Here is a 22,651-nt window from a genome sequence, read left to right as displayed (position 1 = left end):
CTTCAATTTCACGAGTCTAAAATTGAGCCGAGTGAGACTTGGTTTCTGCCATGTTGTTTGGCGAAATAAAGAGCCATATCTGATTGCTTTACAAGTTCATGAGGCTCTAAATCAACTCCCCACCTAGTTGCTATACCAACACTGATTGTCAGTTTTATAATTGAGTCTTCGAACTTAACTACAGAAGCTTCAGTATGTCTTCTGATCAGTTCTGCTAGGTCAAATGCATCTCCCTCGTTGCACTCAGGTAGCAAAATACAAAACTCTTCTCCGCCGTAACGTGCCACAATATCACCCGCACGAGTACAGGTTTTTTTTAATACGTTGGCTATATGTGTAATACACTTATCACCACACTGATGGCCATATGTGTCGTTGATTTTTTTAAAATGGTCAATGTCGACCATTAATAAACTAACAGAGTGACCAAAACGCTTTGCTCGCAAGCATTCTGTATTTAAAGCGTCATTTAGGCTTCGCCTATTGAGCACTTGAGTGAGCTCGTCAATTCGAGAGATATGTTTAAGTTTGTCATAGGCAGTCTGAAGTTCCTGTGTTCTGTTGATTACTTCAGTTTCGAGCTGCATATTTGCTTTGCGGATTTCGGTCATACTTTTAGCTTGAGCTATGAAACGTTTTTTTCTCTCTGAATTGATTCTCTCTGCCATTGCGAATGACAAGCATGCTACCTCTATTGAGGTGCCTATTGTCAACGCATGTTCAGTAAACCAATTATTGGGTATAAAATTCAATTTGTTGGCCGCAAGGATTATTCCCCCGCAAAGTGCGGCGTTCCAAGCTAATGAGTAGTAAGTCGAAAAATGTGTACCCTCAAACAGTTTTATTGTTCTCGTGATCACGCCCCACAAACAAGCTATTGACGCATACAGAATTATGACTCTGATCATTGTACCGTAGGAGAAGTACATTGATGCAAATAGCAGACAGACTCCGATTACGAAAAGTGACAAGCAACCTCTATACAGAATTTTACTATTTTTCTGTAATTCGAGTAATTTTACGATAAAAGAAGTGCCTGCAAGCACAGCCGCGAGTAAAAAGAATAATATTGATTGATCATTCCACCATAAGCTTCCTTGCCACAAGTATCTAAACCCTAGACCTGACAAGCTAAAATAGAAGGCGATAATGGCTGAAACGTACACAACATAGTAAAGAAAAGTTGTATCTCTTAGAGAGAAATACATGAGTACATTGTATATGGCCATAATGCTCATAAGGCCAAAATAGATCCCTAAAAAAAGTGTGGCTATTTGGTCGCTTTCGTAAAAGCTTGGTTGACTCCAAAGTCGGATAGGTAACTGTAGGGCACTGGTCGAATTCACTCTAACATATAGGGTGAGCGGTCCTTGGGTGTTTTCGTCTATAGGGAGGATAAAGTTATGGTGTTTGATCTGCCGATCTTCAAAATGCTGTTTATCGCCCAGTTTTGAATAACTGAGTACTTCATCTCCTTGCATCAAATAGAGTTTTATACTGTCCAGAACAGGGTAGGCTATTTCCAAAAAGTAACCGTTTGTGTCCCGAGGCAAACTAAAACTAACTTTTACCCAATAGGTCTCGGGGGTGTATCCAAGGTTAAAGTTGTCTGTTTCATTGATTTTCCAGTGATTGTCCGGTAAGGACATTACGTCGACAATGCCAAATTGGTTATCTTGTAAATAATAGCTACCAGCACTTAAATTGACATACTTTTCGTGTGTCAGTGTTAAGTCCGGTGCAGCGCTATGAGCAATTGAAGCGTAAAAAAATATAAACACAAACAGGGTTTTCACAAGCGTTATATGCGTATGGTGATTCTATATAAAGCTTAGAAGTGTATAGAAGATAGAGCAAAGTTATATAAAAGAACACATCATACAGCTTTATGTATGTATCATCTGGAGCTTAGCGGTAAGTAATGACACCAAGTCAACAGGGGATAGTTGTTCGTTGTTAAGTCCGTATATTAGAGTCATAAAGTAGCAATCCATCATAGCTGTTGCTTTGATTTCATCATATTTATGGCCTTCAAAGAGCATATGTTTAAAGTCGTTCAATTGATCTTCAAAAAAGGCACTGTGCCACATTAAATCCTGTAATAGCGCTTTACTAAAAGGGCGGTTCTCGCAGTAAAAGCGGTAAAGAAATTTTGCGTAATGTCTGAGTCGTAGTCGAGGGCTCGTCTGCTCATTTTCTTGATGGGCTAATCTCAGTACCTCATCAATTCGTTGGTGCATCGCCAATTTTAATATGTCGATTTTATTTGGAAAGTGACTGAACACAGTGCCTGTAGCAACAGAAGCCTCCGCCGCTATTTGGCGAGTAGTTGTCTCGGCGTACCCATGTTTTTGGAATAATTGCCAACTAACGTCAAGTATTTTTTGGGCTGTAATTTCTCGTTTTTTCATACTAAATCAACATATTGAGCGCACCAAAGAGCTTACCACAAAATACGATACAGTGACAAAGTAATCTACACACTTGACAAAAATGAGCGCGCTCATTAAATTAATTGAGCGTGCTCAATAATTAAGGAGGTGTATGATGCTTACGCGGTTAATTGGTTATATTCTGTTTATTCCATTTATTGCTTTTTATAGTTACGTATTGGGGCCAGCACTGAAACTCGTACTGGTGCCAGGCGGTATGATGCTTTTCTTTTTTATTCTCGGTCCCGATGAGTTTTCAAAGCATTGGCAAAAAGCATTTTCCAATACTCAAAATGGGTGTAAAGATATGGCTGTAAAACAAGTCAATTAGCAAGACTCGTAGTCAGCTCAAAAAGCCATTGCTTGCAATAAGTTATATTTCTAGATAAAAGCCGCTATAAGCGGTTTTTTATGTATTGAGGCTCGCTTTCAACTATCACTCGGGTATAATACTCACGATTTCGGCGCAACCCCTTTAGCGCTGTAGTAAGTATCGTTTAATTTAGAATTGAGGAATTATTATGACGGTTGGCATTATCATGGGTTCTAAGTCTGATTGGCCTACAATGCAACATGCGGCAGATATGTTAGATAAGTTTGGCATTGAGTATGAAACAAAAGTGGTTTCGGCGCATCGCACTCCTCAATTATTGGCCGATTATGCAACAACGGCAGCAGAGCGTGGTATCAAAGTGATCATCGCCGGTGCGGGCGGCGCAGCACACCTTCCTGGTATGGCTGCTGCTTTCACAAGTTTGCCTGTATTGGGTGTACCAGTAAAATCGAAAACTTTAAATGGTGTTGATTCATTACTTTCTATCTGCCAAATGCCAAAAGGTGTTGCGGTAGGTACATTAGCGATAGGTGATGCAGGCGCAGCGAATGCCGGTTTATTAGCAGCACAAATATTAGGTTGTCAGCAACCGGAAATATTTGAAAAAGTTGAAGCGTTTAGAAAAGCTCAGACTGAAACTATCTTAGCTAACCCAAACCCAGCTGAATAACATGAAAGTATTAGTACTAGGCGCGGGTCAGTTGGCCCGAATGATGAGTCTGGCTTCTACTCATTTGGGTATAAATGTTTTAGCTTACGATGTAGGTTCAAAACAAGTAATTAACCCAGTTACTTTTGAAGTGAAGCACACAACACTCGAACAGGAAGTAGAGCAAGCATATGCGATTACCGCAGAATTCGAGCATATTCCTGAAGACGTACTCGACGTATGTCAACAAAGTGGTAAGTTTTATCCTGGTGCAGAGTCAATCTCTAACGGTGGTGACCGCAGTAAAGAAAAAGCTCTTTTAGACAATGCTAAAGTTCCGTGCGCTCCTTATGCATTGATCACAGAGAAAAGCGCTTTTATTGAAGCAATCGAAAAGCTTGGTCTACCACTCGTAATTAAAACGTGTCAGGCGGGTTATGATGGTAAAGGCCAATGGCGTCTTAAATCAGCTGATGACGCAGAGCAAGTATGGTCTGAGATGAAAGGCTTTCTAGATACTGGCACTGAGGCTGCACCACACTCAATCATTGCTGAAAAAATGATCCCATTTGATAGAGAGGTTTCTATCATAGGTGTGCGTGATAAAGATGGACAATGCAAGGTGTATCCATTAACTGAGAACCAGCACACAAATGGCGTTCTGACCTTATCTATTGCTGGAAAAGAAAAGGCAGCGATACAAGCCCAAGCTGAAGCTGCATTTGAAAACTTGGCGTCAGAGCTAAATTATGTGGGTGTATTGGCAATTGAGTTTTTCGACGTTGACGGTAAATTACTAGTGAATGAAATTGCGCCTCGCGTTCATAATTCAGGGCATTGGACACAACAAGGTGCACACACCAGCCAATTTGAAAACCATATGCGCGCTATCACTGGCTTACCAATTGGCAGTACTCAACTTGTGCGACCGACTGCGATGGTAAATGTATTAGGTCAGCCTTCAATTCCTCAAGCGGTATTGTCTGTCGCAGATTGTACTAGTCACTGGTATGGAAAAGATGCTAAGCCAGGCAGAAAAATGGGCCATATTAATGTCTCAGCTGCTAATTTGCATCAGCTAGGAGAGCGGTTGGCAGAGCTGGCAGAACTACTACCTGAAGAAGATTACCCAGGAGTTAGCGCAACCAGCCATACATTAATATTAAATTAGAAAAAGCCGAGCAACAGCTCGGCTTTTTTATGCAACATATACGCTAGAAGTTTTTATATGGTTAATATTAATTCAAATGTACTTAAGCTCTTGTTTATAGCTTGTTTCATTGCGTCAATTACTCCTCTAATTGGCTCCGCGATGGCATTGTTTATGGGGATCACTTTTGCTCTTTTATTTGGTAACCCATTCGACTTGCAAAGTGCACAGCTATCAAAGCTACTTCTCAAAGTATCTGTGATTGGGTTGGGTTTCAATGTAGATGTCATGCACGTCCTAGAAGTAGGTAGGAGCTCAATTGTATTAACGATTGTGAGTATTACCGCAATTATTGGACTTGGTGAAATATTGACCCAGCTATTCCGTTTGAATAAAAATACTGGCACGTTGATCTCTTTTGGAACGGCAATTTGTGGCGGTAGTGCTATTGCTGCGATGGCGCCTGTGATTAAAGCAAAACAAGATGAGATAGCAGTAGCATTAGCAATCGTATTTTCATTGAATGCGGTAGGTTTACTCATATTCCCATGGTTGGGGCACTATTTTGAGCTGACCCAAAGCCAATTTGCGCTGTGGAGTGCATTAGCAATTCATGATACGAGCAGTGTTGTGGGAGCTGCAGCTGCTTATGGTCCGGCTGCGTTAGCCATGGCTACAACCATTAAACTTACGAGGGCAATGTGGATAGTGCCATATACTGCACTGGCTGGGGTATTCTGGCGCTCGGAAGAGAAGGCGAGTATCCCTTTATTTATTGTTGGCTTTTTACTTGCAGCAGCCATCAATACTTGGCTTCCGGAATACAAGCCGTTGTGGCAAATTGGTTACGAGTGCGCAAAAGCTTTGCTTGTAGGTACTCTATTTTTAATTGGTGCGGGTATTTCAAAAAAAGTGCTTAAACAATGCGGGTGGCAACCCTTTGTTATGGCGATAATTTTGTGGACGATTGTAAGCGCGGTCATACTTTTATTAATTATTGACGGTTTTATTCAATAAATTTACTAAATTTTTTTGAACCTTTTGAATAAGCGTCAGTCTGATTATTTGAGGCTTGGATATGCCTCATTTCATACTCGTTGTCCATCAACGACTATGTGAGCGCAGAGAGTATTTGGCCAGTAGCTTTACTGGCCTTTTTTTATACCTGTATGTTACTAAATTGTGTACACCTCCGCCACCAAGCTAAAAACTTTGGGTGTTTATCTAAAACCTGTCGAATATTGTTCTATCTTTTGATTAAATTGCGCTGATTAATAAATTAAAAGAAGAGCTCTGATGAAAAAATCCCTATTGAGCATTGCCGTCGCAGGCCTGCTGCTGACTGGTTGTCAAACAACAAGCAAACAATCAAACACTGAGGAAGCGAATAGTAACTCAGCTATTGTTTCGCAAGCCGTACAAACTCCGCTAGATTTTGGTAGTGAAAATATCACTCTAGAACAAGCGATGGCAGATCCGGATTGGATTAGTCGCTCTCCGGAAAGTGCATTTTGGGGTGCAGATAGCAATACCATTTATTTCAACCAAAAGCAGGTTGGAAATCAACTCAGGGATACATTTTCAATAAATAGCCAGGGTACAGAGCAAGTCGCCTTGGCTAGCTTGCACGAGATTGGCAGTAACAATGCTACTTTTTCTGCAGATGGCAAATACCAAGCATATACATTCCAAGGCAATATTTTTGTCAAGAACTTAGCTACCAAACAAATTAAGCAGATCACACGTTCAAGTGAAAAAGAAACGATTATCCAGTTTATGGTTTCTGGTGAGTTAGCATTTCGTGTTGCCGATACCTTTTTTACTGTTAATGTCGAGACTGGCTTGACCAAAGAGCTTGTTAAGATAAACGAGGGCAATACACCACAGGGTACACAAGAGCCAAGCACTTATATTGCCAAAGAACAACACAAGTTAATTGATTATGTGGCACTTACACATAAAAACGCGCTAGACAAAGAAGGTCGTCAGGCAGAATTAAAATCTCAAAATAAAACCATCGCTGACAAGCAAATTTATATTGGCGAAGGGAATAATCTTGTTGAAGCAAGTATCTCTCCAAGCGGCGACAAACTTATTGTGGTTGTAAGTAAAGATAACGTCTTTTCTCAATCAACGAAAAAAGACATGATGCCAAATTACATTGGTCAAGATGGCAATATTGTACCAGTGCCAGCCCGAAGTCGTGTGGCTGACAATAAGCCTGTCGAAGTTGAAGTGCTTTATTATGATTTAAAAGCTGATACACACAAGTCAATTAGCTTTGATGCATTACCTGGCTTTGACGAAGATGTGTTAGCAGACGTTAAAAAAGAGAATGCGGCAGCTATTGGTGAATCATACACATCTAAAAAAGAACCAAGAGCGATTAAAATGATGCGCGACTGGTATTGGTCTCAATCACCAATTCAGTGGAATAGCAATGGTGACCAAGTAGCCATGATGTTTAAAGCGTGGGATAACAAAGATCGCTGGATTGCTACATTAGATTTCGAAAACGGCGAACTTGAGCCTCAACATAGATTGCATGACAAGGCATGGGTCAACTATGCATACAACGATTTTGGTTGGTTGAACAACGAAGATGCATTATTTTTCCTTTCTGAAGAAAGTGGTTATAGCCACTTATATGTAAAACCAATTGATGGTAAAGCTAAGCAAATCACGTCGGGTAAGTTTGTAGTCTCAGATCCAAAATTGACAAAAGACAATAGTAAGTTTTTCTTTAAAGCGAATGTAGAGCACCCGGGTATCTACGAAATCTATTCAGTTGATGTCAATACGAAAGAGAAATCTGCTATTACAGATTTAAATGGTATGACGGACTTTGTATTAAGCCCAGATGAGTCAAAAGTGTTACTAAAGCACTCAAAGATCATGATGCCAACTGAGCTTTATGTTGCAGATGCAAAACCGAACGCACAACCTAAACGATTGACAAATACGGTCTCAGATGAGTTCTTAAATAAGAAACTAATTGCACCTAAAATTGTAGCCGTTCCATCAAGCCATACTGATGAGCCTATCTACGCAAAAGTGTATTACCCAGCTGATTACAAACCAGGCGAATCAGGTAAAAAACGAAAAGCTATTATCTTTAACCATGGCGCAGGTTACCTGCAAAACTCGCATATGGGTTGGTCTGTGTACTTCCGTGAATTCATGTTCCACTCATTACTTGCAAGCGAAGGCTATGTAGTAATGGATATGGACTATCGTGCGTCTAAAGGATACGGCCGAGATTGGCGTACAGCAATTTATCGCCAAATGGGTACGCCTGAAATCCAAGATTTGGCCGATGGTGTTAAATGGATGACGCAAAATGCCAATGTAGATGAAGGCTCTGTAGGTACATATGGTGGCTCTTACGGCGGCTTCATGACATTTATGGCTTTGTTTACCCAACCTGAGTTATTCCAAGCCGGTGCTGCGTTACGTCCGGTAACCGATTGGGCATATTATAATGACCCATACACGTCAAATATTCTTAACAGACCTGATGTTGATCCAATTGCCTATAGAAGAAGCTCACCAATCTACTTCGCAGAAGGTTTAAATAAACCGTTGCTTATTAATGCGCCAATGATCGATGACAACGTATTTTTCCAAGACGTTGTGAGATTGGTACAACGTTTTATCGAGCTAGAAAAAGAAAACTTTGAAACAGCCATCTATCCAGTTGAGCCTCATGGATTTGTGCAGCCTTCTGGTTGGTTGGATGAATACCGTCGTATTTATAAGTTGTTTAAAGAAAATCTTTAGAAACTAGAATTTAAGGCCAGCGTCAAGCTGGCCTTTTTGGTGTTGTGTAACTTTCGGTTACGGCCTGAGTTACACGTTCTACTGCGCAAAACGTTACGTGAATTAGCTCTGTTTTCTAAATGATATATTTAACGCTTAATTTTTGTTGAAGATCAAAAACATTAAAAATGCAGATAGGGCGTGAATGTACAGTAGATTGCGTTTGTGGATTACGGCCTGATATATTACAGGCCGCATTTTAAGACTTTACTGTTTGACAGCGAATCCCAGCTTATCTTTAAACAATGGCAATGCTAAAACTAAGCCTCCTATAGCGCCAATCAAGTGGGATTCGATGGCAACACGTGAGTCGATAAGATTGCCAACGTCAGCACTTGGCCCTGCATATTGTTCCCAAGCAAGTTTTCCAGCTATGCCCAAGAATAAAAGAATTCCTGTTGGCTCTTTAACCTGAATATCTTTTAGCGCGCCCCAAACAATAATTCCATGTAGCAATCCGCTTAATCCTGTGTATACTCTGATGTCGGGACAAAATAGCCAAATACCTATCCCTGTCCACAAGCCAAGAAATAAAACATGAATAAAATAGCGGCGTATTGAAGTATGCTCCGCGTGTAGTACCCATATAAATAGAATACCCACAAGGTTTAGGGCCAAATGAGTCCAATTGGTATGTATATATTGACTACTCCATATCCGCCACACTTGACCTTCACTGATCAATTGGCGGTGAAACTCTAGAGTATCTCGCATATCGAATGCCATTAACAAGGTAGCAATTGTTGCTAAAACAATTGGTGGGACAATATATTGGCGGCTTATTGGAAGGTTGAAACCAAACATGCTATGTCTACAATAATAAAGGTATTTTTGTATATTGTGCCTGTTAACTTTTATGATGCCAACGAAGATTGAAAAGAAATAATGAATACATTGAATTTTAAGCACTCATTAATTGCGTTAATATTCGCATCTAGCTTACCTGTTGCGGCGGAACAGGCAGACCCTAAAAAGCGAGAAGCGCGCGAGCCTGAGGCCGCTACTGGTTTTACGGAAAAGAAAGACAAAATCTCAGAAAAATACATGGTGGTTGCAGCTAACCCTCATGCAAGTAAAGCTGGTCAGATCATGTTACAACAAGGCGGTAGCGCTATCGATGCCGCAATAGCTGCTCAACTTGTTCTAACATTGGTTGAACCTCAATCTTCAGGTATTGGTGGGGGAGCGTTTATCCTCCACTATGATAAAAGCAATGATTATCTAACAACATTTGACGGCCGTGAAACTGCCCCTAAAAAAGCAAATCATAAGCTATTTTTAGATAAAGAAGGTAAGCCTGTTAGGTGGATCGAAGCTGTTGTCGGTGGCCGATCTGTTGGAGTACCCGGCATTATACATGCGATGAAACAAGCTCATGACAAGTATGGTGTTTTAAAATGGCGCCAATTGTTTAAACCGGCAATTGAGCTCGCCAACAAAGGCTTTAAGGTATCGCCACGTTTGCATATGCTCCTTAAGAAAGAGTTTAATCCAGGTTTAACAAAGCTATCCCCAGCAAAAGAGTATTTTTACCCAAATGGCAAACCCTTGGCTATTGGCACTGTTGTCAAAAATCCACAACTGGCAAAGTTGTACAAAGAAGTTGCTGAGTATGGACCAAAGGCCTTCTATGAAGGTAAATACGCCGAAGATATGGTCAAAGCTGTACAAAACTCAAAAATTGCACCTGGCCGTTTGTCCATGACAGATTTAGAAAATTACCAGAGTAAAGAGCGTCACCCTGTCTGTACTTCTTATCACGGCTATAAGGTTTGCTCTATGGCACCGCCAAGTAGTGGTGGTTTGACTGTTTTACAAATTCTAAAATTGCTGGAAGGTAAAAAGCTAGCGCAATACAAACCAAACGACCCTCAAGCGATCCACCTATTTACCCAGGCTTCTCGCCTTGCCTTTGCGGATAGAAATTTTTACATTGCAGATCCGGACTTTGTAGATGTTCCAACACAAGGATTATTAAATCCGGTTTACCTTAAATCTCGAGCTCAGCTTATTGGTGAAAGAGACAACCCTAGTTTTCCGGTGGGTGATCCATCTATGGGCAAGCTGTCCTATGCACAAGATGATAGCTATGAGTTACCTTCTACAACACACCTTTCGATTATTGATAGCAAGGGCAATGCTGTATCTATGACAAGCTCAATTGAAATGGGCTTTGGATCAACGGTTATGGTAAATGGCTATTTGCTTAATAACCAATTAACTGATTTTTCATTGTCACCAAAAATTGGTAATAAATGGGTGGCAAATAGGGTTGAGCCGAATAAACGACCTCGCAGCTCCATGGCACCTGTCATGGTATTCAACAAAGATGGTAGTTTGAAGCTTGTAGTGGGCTCGCCAGGTGGCAGTCGCATTATTAATTATGTTGCTCAAACCGTCATCGGTGTACTCGATTGGGGGTTAACGCCACAGCAAGCGATTAACCTTCCACGTGTGACGAACAGAAATAAATACACCACGCTTGAAAAAGGTACTAACTTAAAGGCAATAAAGCCTTGGCTTGAGTCAAAAGGACACGTCGTACGCATTTCAGACCTAAATTCAGGTATTCATGCAATAGAAATAAAAGAAGGCCTTTTATTTGGCGGAGCTGACCCAAGAAGAGAGGGCATTGCGCTTGGAGAATCTAGCGAGTAACCATAGGATATTACAGATTATTCAGTTATAATGTACGACCCTGTTTACGGATCTCTCATCCGTTTACAGGGTCGTTTTATTGGTCTGATGTGCATTAAATATATTGAAAATTTGTGTACTTAGACAATAATGATCCCTTATATCAAAAAATTAAGAGTCACAGCTTGTAAATATGACTAAACAAACCGATCCTAATTACCTCTACATCCCATATTCTGGCCCAACGTTATTAGAAACGCCTCTTCTAAACAAGGGAAGTGCATTTAGCCAGCGTGAGCGTGAAAACTTTAACCTAGCAGGTTTAGTTCCTCCTCGTTATGAAACCATTGAGGAGCAGGTAGAGCGTTGTTATCAACAGTTTTCAAGTTTTAAAGACAACCTCAACAAGCATATTTATTTACGAGCTATTCAAGATAACAATGAAACGCTTTACTACCGCTTAGTAAGAGATCACTTAGAAGAAATGATGCCTATCATCTACACGCCAACAGTGGGTGACGCATGTGAAAAGTTCTCTGATATCTATCGTAGTTCTCGCGGTCTATTTATTTCCTACGAAGACCGTCACAACATAGATGATATCTTACGCAATGCTACAAAAGGCAAGGTAAAGGTTATCGTTGTTACTGATGGCGAGCGTATTCTTGGTCTTGGCGATCAGGGCATCGGCGGAATGGGGATCCCAATTGGTAAGCTTGCGCTGTACACTGTATGTGGCGGTATTAGCCCAGCTTACACGTTACCTGTTATGTTGGATGTCGGCACTAATAACGAAAAGCTGCTGAACGACCCAATGTATATGGGCGCGAGACACAAGCGTATTAGCCAAGAAGAATACGATGAGTTTTTAGATCTATTTATAAAAGCCGTAAAACGCCGTTGGCCAAATGTGTTGCTACAGTTCGAAGATTTTGCACAGCCAAATGCTATGCCACTTTTAAAACGATACCGCGATGAGATCTGCTGTTTCAATGATGACATTCAAGGTACTGCATCTGTTACTGTCGGATCATTGCTAGCCGCTTGTCGGGTTAAAGGTTCTAAGCTATCTGAGCAGAAAGTGGTCTTTGTGGGTGCGGGCTCTGCAGGTTGTGGTATAGCAGAGCAAATCATTGCGCAAATGGTGTCAGAAGGTATCTCGGATCAACAAGCTCGTAGCCAAGTATTTATGGTTGACAGATTCGGCTTGCTTACCGAGGGTATGGAAGGGCTAAGAGATTTCCAAGCTGCGTTAGTTCAGTCTTCAACTAACTTAGAAAGCTGGAACTACAGTGGTGAATTTGCTTCTCTATTGGATGTCATGCACTGTGCTCAACCAGATATCCTAATTGGTGTCTCTGGACAACCTGGTTTGTTTACTGAACAGGTTATTAAAGCGATGCACGCTGGTTGCTCACAACCTATTATTTTCCCACTAAGTAATCCGTCTCGCCAAGTTGAGGCACATCCAAAAGACGTGATTGAGTGGACTGAAGGTAATGCAATTGTTGCGACTGGCAGCCCGTTTGAGCCAGTAGAATTTTCAGGTAAAACACATGTAATACCGCAATGTAACAATAGCTATATCTTCCCAGGCATTGGCCTAGGCGTTTTAGCAGCTAAAGCATCTCGTATTACGGAATCTATGCTCATGGTTGCCAGTGAAACACTTGCCGAGTCTTCTCCATGGGCGAACACCGGCAAAGGAAGCCTACTGCCGTCATTAGTTGAAATTGAGCAGCTAAGTAAGCGTATAGCTTTTGCTGTGGCTAAGAAAGCAATGGAAGAAGGTGTGACTTTAGACATGCCAGATGAGCGAATTTGGGCTGCGATAGACAAAAATTATTGGATGCCTGAATACCGCAACTACAAACGTTGCAGTATCTAGTCTAGAAAGTTTGCATAAAAACATAACGCCATGACTGAAAATTATTTGGTTATGGCGTTTTTTTATATAAGCCGTCAAACAAGTCTCATGCCCAAGTAGGCCGTCAATCTCTTTTATAAGTGTCAAAGTACGATTTGTTATTAGGTTAGGTGATTTACCCATCCATGAACGCAATCTAAACGTCAGACCTTCATAAAACAGAAACAATAAACCCCTCGGATTACATAGTTAACAAAAGTTAGGTACACTCATTCAAATCAAAATTATATTCACTTTTTTAATTGCTTGTTATTAATCGAGTTTCCTGTTTAAGAAAGCCGTTATTTCCGTTCTACATAGAAAACTAATTTATAAAAGCTATACTCAAGAGATAACTTTTCGCAAGGACTGCATACAGTAGGAGTAGCTATGCTGTCTAAATTTGCGTTTGTTGTATTTGTATTTTTGTCTTTTTCCGGCTTTGCCAACCCAATAAAAATCGAGATTGTTTCAGACTATAACCCTTCTTTTGGTGAAGCGCCCGGAGACTTGGCGACTCAGTTGCTGCTTATCATTACGCGTAATCTAAAAAATGATATGAAAATTGATTTTGTCCCAGCGAGTAGGGAACGTGAATGGAGGGAGCTGAAAAATCAAGAAAACGTGTGCTTGTACAATAAAGTAAAAACACCAGAGAGAGAAGCTATGGGCGTATTTGTGTCTTTTCCTCTAATGGCTTTCCCTTCAAACAGGTTGATTTTGCGAAACAAGAAATTTGTTTCAATCGAAGTTTCTCTAAAAGATGCCTTGTCTATGGGTCTGAGGATCGGTGTGACACAGGGCCGCTCGTACGGGTTAGAAATTGATGATTTTATTAAAGCTAATGCGGACAGACTGTTTATAAGTGAAGGCAATGACAGCGCATTTCGATTACGACAGATGTTGGTGCAAGGCAGGCTAGACGGTATTATTGAATACAGTTCGGTGTTTGTGACTGATTTCCCCTCAGAGGAGGTTCTTAAAGACATATCTTTTCATGCAATTGGAGATACTACCGCAACTATTTTTGGATATATTGCTTGCTCTGATACTCGAACAGGCCGAGCAGCAGTGGACTTATTCGAAAGAACACTGCAAAAGCGTACAATTCAAGACTTGATCATTCAAGCACATGCAAACCTATTCTTACCTCAAGAGGAAGTCTTTATCAGTAATTCACTCAAATCCGCGTTCAATATTAAAAATTAGCCGTATAAAACAAGAAATATCTTACAAAAAGGTGATTTGTATTGATGAAATAAATTATCAAATCACAATGCTTAATTATTAATAGTATTATTATTTAATAGTGTTGTTTTAATACTATTTAGCTGTTTAGTTATACTCCATTATGATTCATTTCGATTCTCCATACATTCATTAGTCTTGCCTCACCATTAATTTACCATATTGAATTCTTATTTATTTTTCAAGTTATTGAAAAATGGTGTTTTATATTAATTTTGGAAAAGTCCGAACGCTTTTAACCCAGTTGTTTTTTAGTTTCAGAATGCTCATACACATTCAAGGGGATTACTGTTTTTATACTGAAATGACGATATTTTACGCATTTACAAGGCCAATTTTAGCCACTAACTTATGTTGCGAGAAAACGACGGGGTAGATAAATAATTTTACGACCCCCGTTAAAACAAATTTATATTTTCCTTTCAATTAGAGAGGAAGTTTTAATTAAACCAAAGTAAAAAAGGGATCAAAATGAAAATTAAACTTCTCGCAGCTGTAGTATCTTTATTTGCTATGAACAACGCAGTCGCAAGCGTTACAGTTAACGATGTAGATGGTTATGATCGTGAGTCTAACTATACGGGTGGATTTATGGACCGTATCGTAACTGACTCAGATCACTCACGTACTTTTGGCGCTTGGGCTTTCCGCGCTGATACATATGGTTCATGCTCTACTGGTGCTGTTTATGATGAAGTTTCAGGCGAGTTCATCGCGAACGTAGCGATTGCACCAGCTGGACATAACACTTGGCACATCGATAGAATCGTATTACAAGGCCAGTTTACTGAAGCTCAGTTGCAACGTACTCGTGTTCTATCTCTAAATTGTGAATCAGAAGCTGGTGAAAGCTTCACTGTAAAACACAAAATCCCAGCGGTACCAAAAATCACTTGGGATGCAACTCTAACGGGTGTTGGTGAATGGCAATCACCGGCTTGTGGCGGTCAGTCTTCACACTGTGGTGGTGCAGGTTGGTACGAGCAACTTAGCTATACATCATCTATTTTAGTTAACAATGGAACTGAAGACGGTTTCTGTACTTCTCAGATTAACGACGGCTTAGTCTCTAAAGTATTTAACGGCTATGATTCAACTCCTTTATTCCACACCAATCACTATGCCTTGAATAATGAGGTATATAACTACAACGGTCGTGTATTTAGACAAACAGTTTCTTGCCAAAACCCAGCTGGTACAACTGAACATGTAACTATTTGGGAAGTTACTGGTGAAAATGACATCAACCTAGTTATTGACCAAGTTAACTACAAATAAAATTGAACACCGATTAGAAAGCGATAAATAAATGGGCCAATAGGCCCATTTTTCGTCGTGGGGGCAAAAAACTCAGGCCGAACGATTACCGTTGTTGTTAATCCAATATTCTAGCTTCTCTATTACCTTGTCTGTTTCAATAGGCTTCGTTATGTAGTCATCCATACCCGCATCAAGGCATTTTTGCCTATCACCTTGCATAGCATTGGCAGTCATCGCAATGATAGGTATATTCGAATGAATTGCCCCGGCATTGGCCGCTCTAATATTTTTGGTGGTCTCATAACCGTCCATTTTAGGCATTTGACAATCCATTAAGATAGCTGTGTAGGGCTGTTCACCTTCCGCAGCTTTAATTTTATCAAGTGCTTCGAGTCCATTTTCCGCAATATCAACCACTAATCCGATGCTATCTAAAATGCGCATAGCAACCATTTGATTTACTTTGTTGTCCTCAACAAGCAAGATCCTCGTTTTCGCAGCCCAACTTCCTTGATTTTTACCACCTTTGTTACTTTCTTCAATGATCTTTGGCCTGTCTAAATAATGCCTAATATCGGCACAAATAGTTGACAATGCATTAAGCAAATCCTGTTTGGTGGTCGGCTTAGAAAAATAACCGTCTAACTTAACCGTGCAAGATTCAATAGCTGTGTATTGTTCTTTTAAGAGCGTCATCATAACTAATTTAACATTGTTATTTTGCTCATGCTTTCTTATCTCTTTAGCCAGTAATTCACCATCCATGCTCGGAAGAGATTTGTTAAAGAAAACAATATCAATTTGCCGTTTAGAGATCACGCGAAGTGCTTGGTCGGCATTGGTTGCGTCAAAAACAGTGACACCCCAAACCTCCAATTGCCTGCGAATTGCTTTGTTACTAGATACGATAGAATCAACAAGTAAGGCAGTTATGTTATAGCCCGATAAATTCACCGTGGTTGGGCTTAGCTCATCACTTTTGGATACGGCACAAGTTACCTCAAAGCAACTTCCAACCCCAACAGTACTTGAGACATTAACGTCCCCATTGAGCAGTTGGCATAAATTTTTGGTGATACTTAACCCAAGGCCAGTGCCACCGTATTTCCTTGTTGTAGAAGCGTCCACTTGTATAAATGAATCGAAAAGAGTGGTTAACTTTTCTTCGGGGATCCCGATGCCGGTATCTTGGATTTTACACGTAAAGATATAGCCTTGAGCTTCTTTGTCTGGCTCAAGCGTCGCGGATAGCACTATTTCGCCTTGATCGGTAAACTTGATTGCATTACTGACGATATTGGTAATAATTTGTCTTATTCGGCCAGGGTCCGACTTCACAATTGAACTGTCAAGATCAGCAAAATCCAGAATGATGCTTACGCCTTTCGTCTGAGCTGATAGAGCCATCGATTCAGCTAAATTTTCCAATAACTGACGAAGATCAAAATTGACATACTCTAATTCAAGCTTATCTGCCTCAATCTTGGAGAAATCCAATATATCATTAATCAAAGAGAGCAATGAGTGGGCACTGGTACTTGCAATATTAACGGAATGAGCTTGAGTTGAAGATAAACCGCTCTTTTTAAGCAGCTCAAGCATACCTATCACTCCGTTCATAGGTGTTCGTATTTCATGGCTCATATTAGCGAGAAATTCAGATTTTAACCGTGTCGCTTCCTCAGCCTTTTTCAAAGCTTCTTCGAGCCTTCTTGCCTGAGTTTCCAATGAGGCAGTTTTCTCGGACACTTGCTCTTCTAGTTGGACAACAAATTGTTTTTGTCTGCTAATTTCTGCTTTTTGTAGTTTGGTCCGTAAATATATGACCGCAAAAATACTGCTGGCAACCAATAAAACATAAAGTGAATAGGCCCACCATGTTTTCCAAGGGGGAGGAGATACATGCACATTAATAGATAAAGTTTTAGATCCCCACTCACCGTTACTATTGGTCGCTTTCACTTGAAATTTGTAGGTGCCACCATCGAGATTCGTAAATGAAGCGGTATTTCGATTACCTATTTCTATCCAGTTATCATCATAGCCTTCAAGTTTATAAGCATATTGATTCTTATTTGGTGAAAGAAAGTCCAGCACAGAAAACTCAAGAGAGAAAATGTAGTCGAGGTATGAAACATAAATGTCTGTCACGTAGGAATACGGGGTATCTAAGTTGATTGGTAGGCCCATCTTGTTAAACCCGGTGAGTACAATGCCGGGATCGTTAAGCGTAGACTGCTGAACCAATGTACTGAAATACTCAACACCTCGCTGGCTATTTGTAAACAGTGTGTCATTTTTGCCTTTGATAAGGCTACTTGGGTAGTAATTTAAGCCGAGCAACCCGTTTCGGCTATCGAAGTTTATGACTTGACCAGAGGAAGGGGAAAACTTGGTTACGCCTTTGTTAGTGGTTAACCACAAATTGCCTTGCCGATCATCTGATATTGCTCTTATTAGATTGCTTGGTAATCCGTTTTGCATGTTAAAGTGAGTAAAGTTGTCTTGATCTGCTTGGTATAAATTAAGCCCTTGTTGCGTCGCTACCCAGATACTACCATCTTTAGTTTCATAGATATCTTGAACAATACTGCCTAATAAACTATTGGCCTGATAGGGGCTATTTACAAAAGATTGAAACTCTTGACTGCTTTCAACCCAACGGTTTACACCATTTCCAGTTCCAACCCAAATATTTTTGGAATTGTCTTGATAGATCGTGAGTACTTCCAAGTGAGACAAGCCAAATGAAGTACCCATATGCTTAAAAGTCTTTTTTAAAGGATCGTATAAATAGACCCCATTTTTGTATGTGCCAATCCATAGTATTCCCTGATTATCGACACATAAAGCTCTGATCTCGCGAAATTGTTCATGATTCATCGCTGTTTTTGGATAGGTAATAATTTCGCTTTGTTTGGTCTCTAGGTTAATTTTAGCTAAACCTTCATCCTGAGCCATCCACAGTGTGTTCTCCTGATCTAAATACAAAACAGGGCGCTCCAACAAGCGATTTTCACTAAAGCCTTTTTCAGAAGTGAAAACTGCGGGAATTAACATATCTAAAGTTTGGGACGCAACGCTCCACTTAAACAATTCAGATTTAGAATTCGCAACCAGAATATCTCCTTGATGGTCAACGGTAATCCCATTTGGAGTGGTTAATTCAGGGTTGTCGATGGACTTAAACTTGCGATGGGGCACAAGTTTAAAGATCCCCTGAAGTTCGTTTGTTATCCAGATCGTATTTGCATTGTCTTCGAATATAATTCGTAGTCCACTGTTATGTTCCAAATCAAGTTGAACTAGCTGCCCATTGCCCTGAGATAGTCTAAAAGCTCCTCTGCTTGTGATAAACCAGATGTAACCTTCATGATCTTCTATCATTGAGTTGACCTGACCAAGATGTTTACCATCCACAACGCCGATCTCTGAAAATGTTCCTCTTTTGTGATCAAGAATAAAAGGTCCTTGCTGGGTGCCGACGTAAATGTGTCCCTTTGAGGATTTCAATACATGCCGTATTTCGTTGGCGCCCGTTGGCGTGCTATTTTCAGGGTCTGGAAAAAAGTAGCGGTAAGTATTATTTTCTTTGTCGTATAGATTAAGCCCGTAGCTTGTAGCAACCCAAAGGCTCTGTATGTCGTGATTTTCAATATCCCAAATACGATTGTGTGATAGACCCAATGAAGTATTTGTGGTTTTCTTTATGTGTTCAAATTTATCGCCACCTAAATACCGACTCAAGCCATTATCATAAGATCCTAGCCATATTGAACCATCCAAGTCGTGAAGCAAAGATTGTATCCTGTTCGCTGCTATTGAATCGGTCCTTTTCGAATCGTGAATAAAGTTCTCAAACTGACCAGTTTTTGGGTCATACCTATTTGCGCCACCTCCCCAGGTACCTATCCATATATCGCCATTTCGATCTAACATCAAGTTACCCGCGTCATTGTGGGACAAACCGTTCATCGTCTCACTATCAAATTCAAACAACGTGACTTTTCTGCCATCATAACGCATTACGCCGTTCTCAGCGGTTCCGAACCACAGCAATCCTTGTTGGTCTTGGATAATAGAATAGATCTCTGATGACACAAAGCCATCCTCGGCAGTGAGTTTTTTGACTGAATATTGATTTGACAGTACAGGGATATTCCCAAAACAAATAGAAGGGGCTGCGGTTACTATCACCCAAAAGGTGTACAATACTATAAGCCGTTTACCCATAAGCAATTTAATTAACCGGAGAGAGTTAAGTCTACTCATATTAGGCTAGTTTATATCGTGAACAATTTCTACGCTCAATAATGAAATTCGTTAAAAATTAAGTGTCTAATTTACCTGTGTCATTGAGTGGGACAGCGAAAATAGGGTACTGATAGTATTAAAAGACAAGTCAAAATGTACTGCTCATTCAAGAATGAAATATAGCATTCAGTAATGATTAATTTTAATATGGTTCAATAAGCCCGTTACCAACATCAGATTCAGGAATTTTGGAGAGTTTATGCGTTTACTCACAGCTGTTTTCTCAGTTTTATTAAGCACTTCTGCTGCTGCGGGAAGTATTCCGAATACTCCCCATTTATATGTGAAAGGCTATTCGGAAGTTTCGGTACAGCCGGATACTGCAATTATCAATGTAGCGATAAACGAAAAAAGTAAAAACCTTAAAGACGCAAAATCAAATGTCGATCGTGTTGTCGCCAAAGCGTTAAATATAGCAAAGAGCTTTGGTGTTAAAAGCAATCATATTCATGCGGAGCAACTGAACGTATACAAGCAAACAAGGTACAATAGAAGTACAAATGAGGAAGAGTTTACTGGCTTTAAAGTTTCGAGAAACATAACGTTGAAGCTAAAAAACATCGATAGATATCCGGAGTTACTACAGGCATTTGTTGATAGTGGTATCAACCAGTTCAACAATACTCAGTTTGTTGTAGAGGACAAAGCCGAAATCATGAAAGAACTCAACCAAACAGCTATTAAGCAAGCACAACTGGGTGCACGAGAGCTGGCAGAAGGGTTTGGTGTGAAAGTTGGGGGACTATACTCAGTGTCTTTTTCACCGATGAATACGCCTACTCAACCTTATGCAAGAGGTAAAGTAATGGCTGCAGAATCTATGAGCTTGCAAGATGCATATAGCACCGGGGATACCAAGCTTACAGCTGAAGTTTACGCTGTTTATTACATTGATTAAACGACACTTTTAAAGTCCCTTAAAAACAACGTATACTGTCCGGTATAAAAAGGAATAGGGGACTTTATTATGTTCAGCGGATTGTTTGCTGCAATTTGTACACTTTTCTATATCAAGCTCAGCCTCGATGTTATAAAATTGAGGAAGGGTCACCAGGTAGGCTTAGGTGATGCTGGGCATAAAGATTTGCAGGCCCGTATTAGAGCACATGCAAATTTTATTGAGTACACACCACTTGCCGTTATTTTAATTTTTATACTTGAATACCAATTGATAAGCGAAGCAATATTGCTCCCTTTTGCTGCGCTATTTTTAGCTGGAAGAGTTTTACATGCGCAGGCCTTAGCCAAAGCTAATATAAAAATGAGAGTCGTCGGTATGGGCTGTACATTCTTATCTTTGATTGGAATGGCGTTAATGAACGCATATTTATACATAATATGAACAAGAAATTTTTCGTTTTAGGTCTACCCAGGACCGGAACGACGAGCCTATGTGTCGCGAGTCTGGATATTGGGCTTAAAACGGCACATACGGCATATACCCAGCACACGTTGAAAACCGCTGAATTTATTGCAGACACCCCAGTCTTTAATGATTACAAACAGCTTCATGAGAAGTTTCCTGACGCCAAATACATCTATTTGGAGCGTGAACATGAGCTATGGGTCCCTTCCATTCGTCGCTTGTTACTGAGAATGTTGCCTAAATTAACAAACCAAAGTGGCGGCTTTAACGATACTCTAAAACGTTGCTATTTCGACGTTTTCCCAGAGCTATCTGAAGGGAAAATTCATTGTGATGAATACTTAATCGAGAGCTACAACAGACATAAAAAGAAAGTTTATACATTTTTCGAAGATTCAAATGTAGAACATATTTCAATAAACTTGTCTGATCCTGTGTCCTGTGAAACATTTTCACGGTTTATGTCTGTGCCAATGGCAAATATTCCTCATTTAAATAAAAAGGGAAAAGTAACTGCTTGGAATGATATTAAACATCCACTAAAGATTGAGTCAACAAGAGTTGGTAAAGTTGATAAAGACGTCAGCTTATACGATTTTTGTAAGTAATAATGTCCGATATTAAATAATTAATAAAGTTCTGCTTTACATAGCAGTTGTAGTAAGTGAGATAGAAATACCTATGTTTGAATTGAAGTATCACACTCCATTCGAGTGGACACACAAAGTAATGGATGATTTTGTAACATTTTTACAGGATCATGCAGCCGCAGAGAAAAAAGCCTCAGGAATGGCCATGTCAATGCTAGGGCATTACCCTGATAGAACTAAGCTTGTAAAAGCGATGGCTGACCTAGCGATAGAGGAAATGATTCACTTTAAACAAGTGCTTAAACTTATAAATGAACGAGGCTTAGCACTTGGAAATGATAAACAAGATCCTTACATCAAAAAGATGCGCTCTTTATTTCGACAAGGTAGCGATGAGTTTTTAATTGATAGATTACTTGTTGCTGCTGTTATTGAAGCCAGAGGACATGAACGATTTTCTTTGGTTGCGCAGGCATTGCCTGAAGGTAAAGATAAAGACTTCTATGTTGCGATTGCCAAGTCAGAAGAAAAACATAAAAACTTGTTTGTTGAATTAGGTTATGAATATTTCGATAAAGATATAATCGATGCGAGACTGGAAGAGATATTGATAGCAGAAGCACAAATATGTGAAAGTATTCCATTTAGTGCCGCATTACATTAATCTGGTTTCAAATAAAAGCACTCGTTATTAGAGTGCTTTAAATTATGTTAAATTGAATCGTTTATTAAATCCATCTAGAACAAAGTGGTAGAAATAGATCCACAACGAGGCTAAATCTAAACTTGTAAAGCGATTTTGATCGTCGTCTCTTCTACTTAAAAACACACAAGCGGCAAAATTATTTTGACTAAATCTAGTCATTAGCTTTTCAGTTCATAGGTTGGCTGAGATCTCAGGGTAGGGGCGATATCAGCCAATCAAAAGAAATATGGTTTGTACGCT

At 40.0% G+C, this 22,651-nt stretch carries 17 protein-coding genes; 13 read left to right on the top strand and 4 right to left on the bottom strand.

The window, feature by feature from the left end; genetic code table 11:
• Nucleotides 1-8: 8 nt before the first annotated feature.
• Nucleotides 9-1,781 carry a diguanylate cyclase gene (locus tag MHN81_RS19220; RefSeq protein ID WP_239426448.1) on the bottom strand — a complete coding sequence of 591 codons (1,773 nt, stop codon included), beginning with the start codon at nt 1,779-1,781 and terminating at the stop codon, nt 9-11.
• A gap of 105 nt (nt 1,782-1,886) precedes the next feature.
• Nucleotides 1,887-2,411: a TetR/AcrR family transcriptional regulator gene (locus tag MHN81_RS19215; RefSeq protein ID WP_239426447.1), complete on the bottom strand. Its 525-nt coding sequence runs from the start codon at nt 2,409-2,411 to the stop codon at nt 1,887-1,889.
• A 133-nt stretch (nt 2,412-2,544) separates the two neighbouring features.
• Here MHN81_RS19215 and MHN81_RS19210 point away from each other — a divergent pair, with 133 nt between their 5' ends.
• The 5 genes from MHN81_RS19210 to MHN81_RS19190 all read left to right on the top strand — a co-directional run bounded on the left by MHN81_RS19210 (nt 2,545) and on the right by MHN81_RS19190 (nt 8,345).
• Nucleotides 2,545-2,763, top strand: a complete 219-nt coding sequence (locus tag MHN81_RS19210) for a hypothetical protein (RefSeq protein ID WP_343224734.1) — start codon at nt 2,545-2,547, stop codon at nt 2,761-2,763.
• Nucleotides 2,764-2,953: 190 nt separating this feature from the next.
• Nucleotides 2,954-3,436: a 5-(carboxyamino)imidazole ribonucleotide mutase gene (purE, locus tag MHN81_RS19205; protein ID WP_023397540.1), complete on the top strand. Its 483-nt coding sequence runs from the start codon at nt 2,954-2,956 to the stop codon at nt 3,434-3,436.
• 1 nt (nt 3,437) lies between these two features.
• Complete coding sequence (locus MHN81_RS19200; protein ID WP_239426446.1) at nt 3,438-4,586, top strand: 5-(carboxyamino)imidazole ribonucleotide synthase; 1,149 nt, start codon at nt 3,438-3,440, stop codon at nt 4,584-4,586.
• Between the two features lie 57 nt (nt 4,587-4,643).
• On the top strand, nt 4,644-5,582 hold the full coding sequence (locus MHN81_RS19195) for a putative sulfate exporter family transporter (RefSeq protein WP_239426445.1): 939 nt from the start codon (nt 4,644-4,646) through the stop codon (nt 5,580-5,582).
• Nucleotides 5,583-5,861: 279 nt separating this feature from the next.
• Nucleotides 5,862-8,345 (top strand): prolyl oligopeptidase family serine peptidase, encoded by a 2,484-nt coding sequence (locus MHN81_RS19190; protein ID WP_239426444.1) that lies wholly within the window; start codon nt 5,862-5,864, stop codon nt 8,343-8,345.
• Between the two features lie 246 nt (nt 8,346-8,591).
• Here the strand turns inward: MHN81_RS19190 and rrtA are convergent, their stop codons facing one another.
• Entirely contained in the window at nt 8,592-9,188 is a 597-nt protein-coding gene (rrtA, locus tag MHN81_RS19185; protein ID WP_239426443.1) for a rhombosortase, read from the bottom strand.
• Nucleotides 9,189-9,278: 90 nt separating this feature from the next.
• On the opposite strand from rrtA, the gene ggt reads away from it, so the two are divergent.
• The 4 genes from ggt (at nt 9,279) to MHN81_RS19165 (ending at nt 15,453) form a co-directional block, all read left to right on the top strand.
• Entirely contained in the window at nt 9,279-11,042 is a 1,764-nt protein-coding gene (ggt, locus tag MHN81_RS19180) for a gamma-glutamyltransferase (RefSeq protein WP_239426477.1), read from the top strand.
• Between the two features lie 172 nt (nt 11,043-11,214).
• Nucleotides 11,215-12,909: an NAD-dependent malic enzyme gene (locus MHN81_RS19175; protein ID WP_023397546.1), complete on the top strand. Its 1,695-nt coding sequence runs from the start codon at nt 11,215-11,217 to the stop codon at nt 12,907-12,909.
• 408 nt (nt 12,910-13,317) lie between these two features.
• Nucleotides 13,318-14,136, top strand: a complete 819-nt coding sequence (locus tag MHN81_RS19170) for an ABC transporter substrate-binding protein (RefSeq protein ID WP_239426442.1) — start codon at nt 13,318-13,320, stop codon at nt 14,134-14,136.
• A 510-nt stretch (nt 14,137-14,646) separates the two neighbouring features.
• Nucleotides 14,647-15,453 (top strand): hypothetical protein, encoded by an 807-nt coding sequence (locus MHN81_RS19165; protein WP_023397548.1) that lies wholly within the window; start codon nt 14,647-14,649, stop codon nt 15,451-15,453.
• A gap of 72 nt (nt 15,454-15,525) precedes the next feature.
• On the opposite strand, the gene MHN81_RS19160 is transcribed toward MHN81_RS19165, so the two are convergent.
• Nucleotides 15,526-19,707: a hybrid sensor histidine kinase/response regulator gene (locus MHN81_RS19160; RefSeq protein ID WP_239426441.1), complete on the bottom strand. Its 4,182-nt coding sequence runs from the start codon at nt 19,705-19,707 to the stop codon at nt 15,526-15,528.
• A 241-nt stretch (nt 19,708-19,948) separates the two neighbouring features.
• Between MHN81_RS19160 and MHN81_RS19155 the strand changes: the two genes are divergently transcribed.
• The 4 genes from MHN81_RS19155 (at nt 19,949) to MHN81_RS19140 (ending at nt 22,369) form a co-directional block, all read left to right on the top strand.
• A complete protein-coding gene (locus MHN81_RS19155) occupies nt 19,949-20,647 on the top strand; it encodes an SIMPL domain-containing protein (RefSeq protein ID WP_023397550.1) in 699 nt (232 codons plus the stop codon).
• A gap of 69 nt (nt 20,648-20,716) precedes the next feature.
• A complete protein-coding gene (locus MHN81_RS19150; protein ID WP_023397551.1) occupies nt 20,717-21,091 on the top strand; it encodes an MAPEG family protein in 375 nt (124 codons plus the stop codon).
• Nucleotides 21,088-21,723 (top strand): sulfotransferase, encoded by a 636-nt coding sequence (locus MHN81_RS19145; protein WP_023397552.1) that lies wholly within the window; start codon nt 21,088-21,090, stop codon nt 21,721-21,723. The genes MHN81_RS19150 and MHN81_RS19145 overlap by 4 nt, the downstream gene beginning before the upstream one ends.
• A 73-nt stretch (nt 21,724-21,796) precedes the next feature.
• On the top strand, nt 21,797-22,369 hold the full coding sequence (locus MHN81_RS19140; protein WP_023397553.1) for a tRNA-(ms[2]io[6]A)-hydroxylase: 573 nt from the start codon (nt 21,797-21,799) through the stop codon (nt 22,367-22,369).
• The last annotated feature ends 282 nt before the right edge of the window (nt 22,370-22,651 follow it).

The sequence above is a fragment of the Pseudoalteromonas sp. Of7M-16 genome, from assembly GCF_022347805.1.
GTDB classification, from domain to species: Bacteria; Pseudomonadota; Gammaproteobacteria; order Enterobacterales; family Alteromonadaceae; genus Pseudoalteromonas; species Pseudoalteromonas luteoviolacea_F.
Note: the sequence above shows the minus strand (reverse complement) of the source record. Positions and strands in the feature narration are given on the sequence as shown.

Excerpts from the sequence above, each read along its gene's own strand:
- MHN81_RS19215 (WP_239426447.1), bottom strand. The coding sequence starts at position 2,411 with ATGAAAAAACGAGAAATTACAGCCCAAAAAATACTTGACGTTAGTTGG.
- purE (WP_023397540.1), top strand. The coding sequence starts at position 2,954 with ATGACGGTTGGCATTATCATGGGTTCTAAGTCTGATTGGCCTACAATG.
- MHN81_RS19165 (WP_023397548.1), top strand. The coding sequence starts at position 14,647 with ATGAAAATTAAACTTCTCGCAGCTGTAGTATCTTTATTTGCTATGAAC.
- MHN81_RS19210 (WP_343224734.1), top strand. The coding sequence starts at position 2,545 with ATGATGCTTACGCGGTTAATTGGTTATATTCTGTTTATTCCATTTATT.
- MHN81_RS19175 (WP_023397546.1), top strand. The coding sequence starts at position 11,215 with ATGACTAAACAAACCGATCCTAATTACCTCTACATCCCATATTCTGGC.
- MHN81_RS19160 (WP_239426441.1), bottom strand. The coding sequence starts at position 19,707 with ATGAGTAGACTTAACTCTCTCCGGTTAATTAAATTGCTTATGGGTAAA.
- MHN81_RS19145 (WP_023397552.1), top strand. The coding sequence starts at position 21,088 with ATGAACAAGAAATTTTTCGTTTTAGGTCTACCCAGGACCGGAACGACG.
- MHN81_RS19195 (WP_239426445.1), top strand. The coding sequence starts at position 4,644 with ATGGTTAATATTAATTCAAATGTACTTAAGCTCTTGTTTATAGCTTGT.
- MHN81_RS19150 (WP_023397551.1), top strand. The coding sequence starts at position 20,717 with ATGTTCAGCGGATTGTTTGCTGCAATTTGTACACTTTTCTATATCAAG.
- rrtA (WP_239426443.1), bottom strand. The coding sequence starts at position 9,188 with ATGTTTGGTTTCAACCTTCCAATAAGCCGCCAATATATTGTCCCACCA.
- MHN81_RS19140 (WP_023397553.1), top strand. The coding sequence starts at position 21,797 with ATGTTTGAATTGAAGTATCACACTCCATTCGAGTGGACACACAAAGTA.
- MHN81_RS19200 (WP_239426446.1), top strand. The coding sequence starts at position 3,438 with ATGAAAGTATTAGTACTAGGCGCGGGTCAGTTGGCCCGAATGATGAGT.
- MHN81_RS19155 (WP_023397550.1), top strand. The coding sequence starts at position 19,949 with ATGCGTTTACTCACAGCTGTTTTCTCAGTTTTATTAAGCACTTCTGCT.
- MHN81_RS19170 (WP_239426442.1), top strand. The coding sequence starts at position 13,318 with ATGCTGTCTAAATTTGCGTTTGTTGTATTTGTATTTTTGTCTTTTTCC.
- MHN81_RS19190 (WP_239426444.1), top strand. The coding sequence starts at position 5,862 with ATGAAAAAATCCCTATTGAGCATTGCCGTCGCAGGCCTGCTGCTGACT.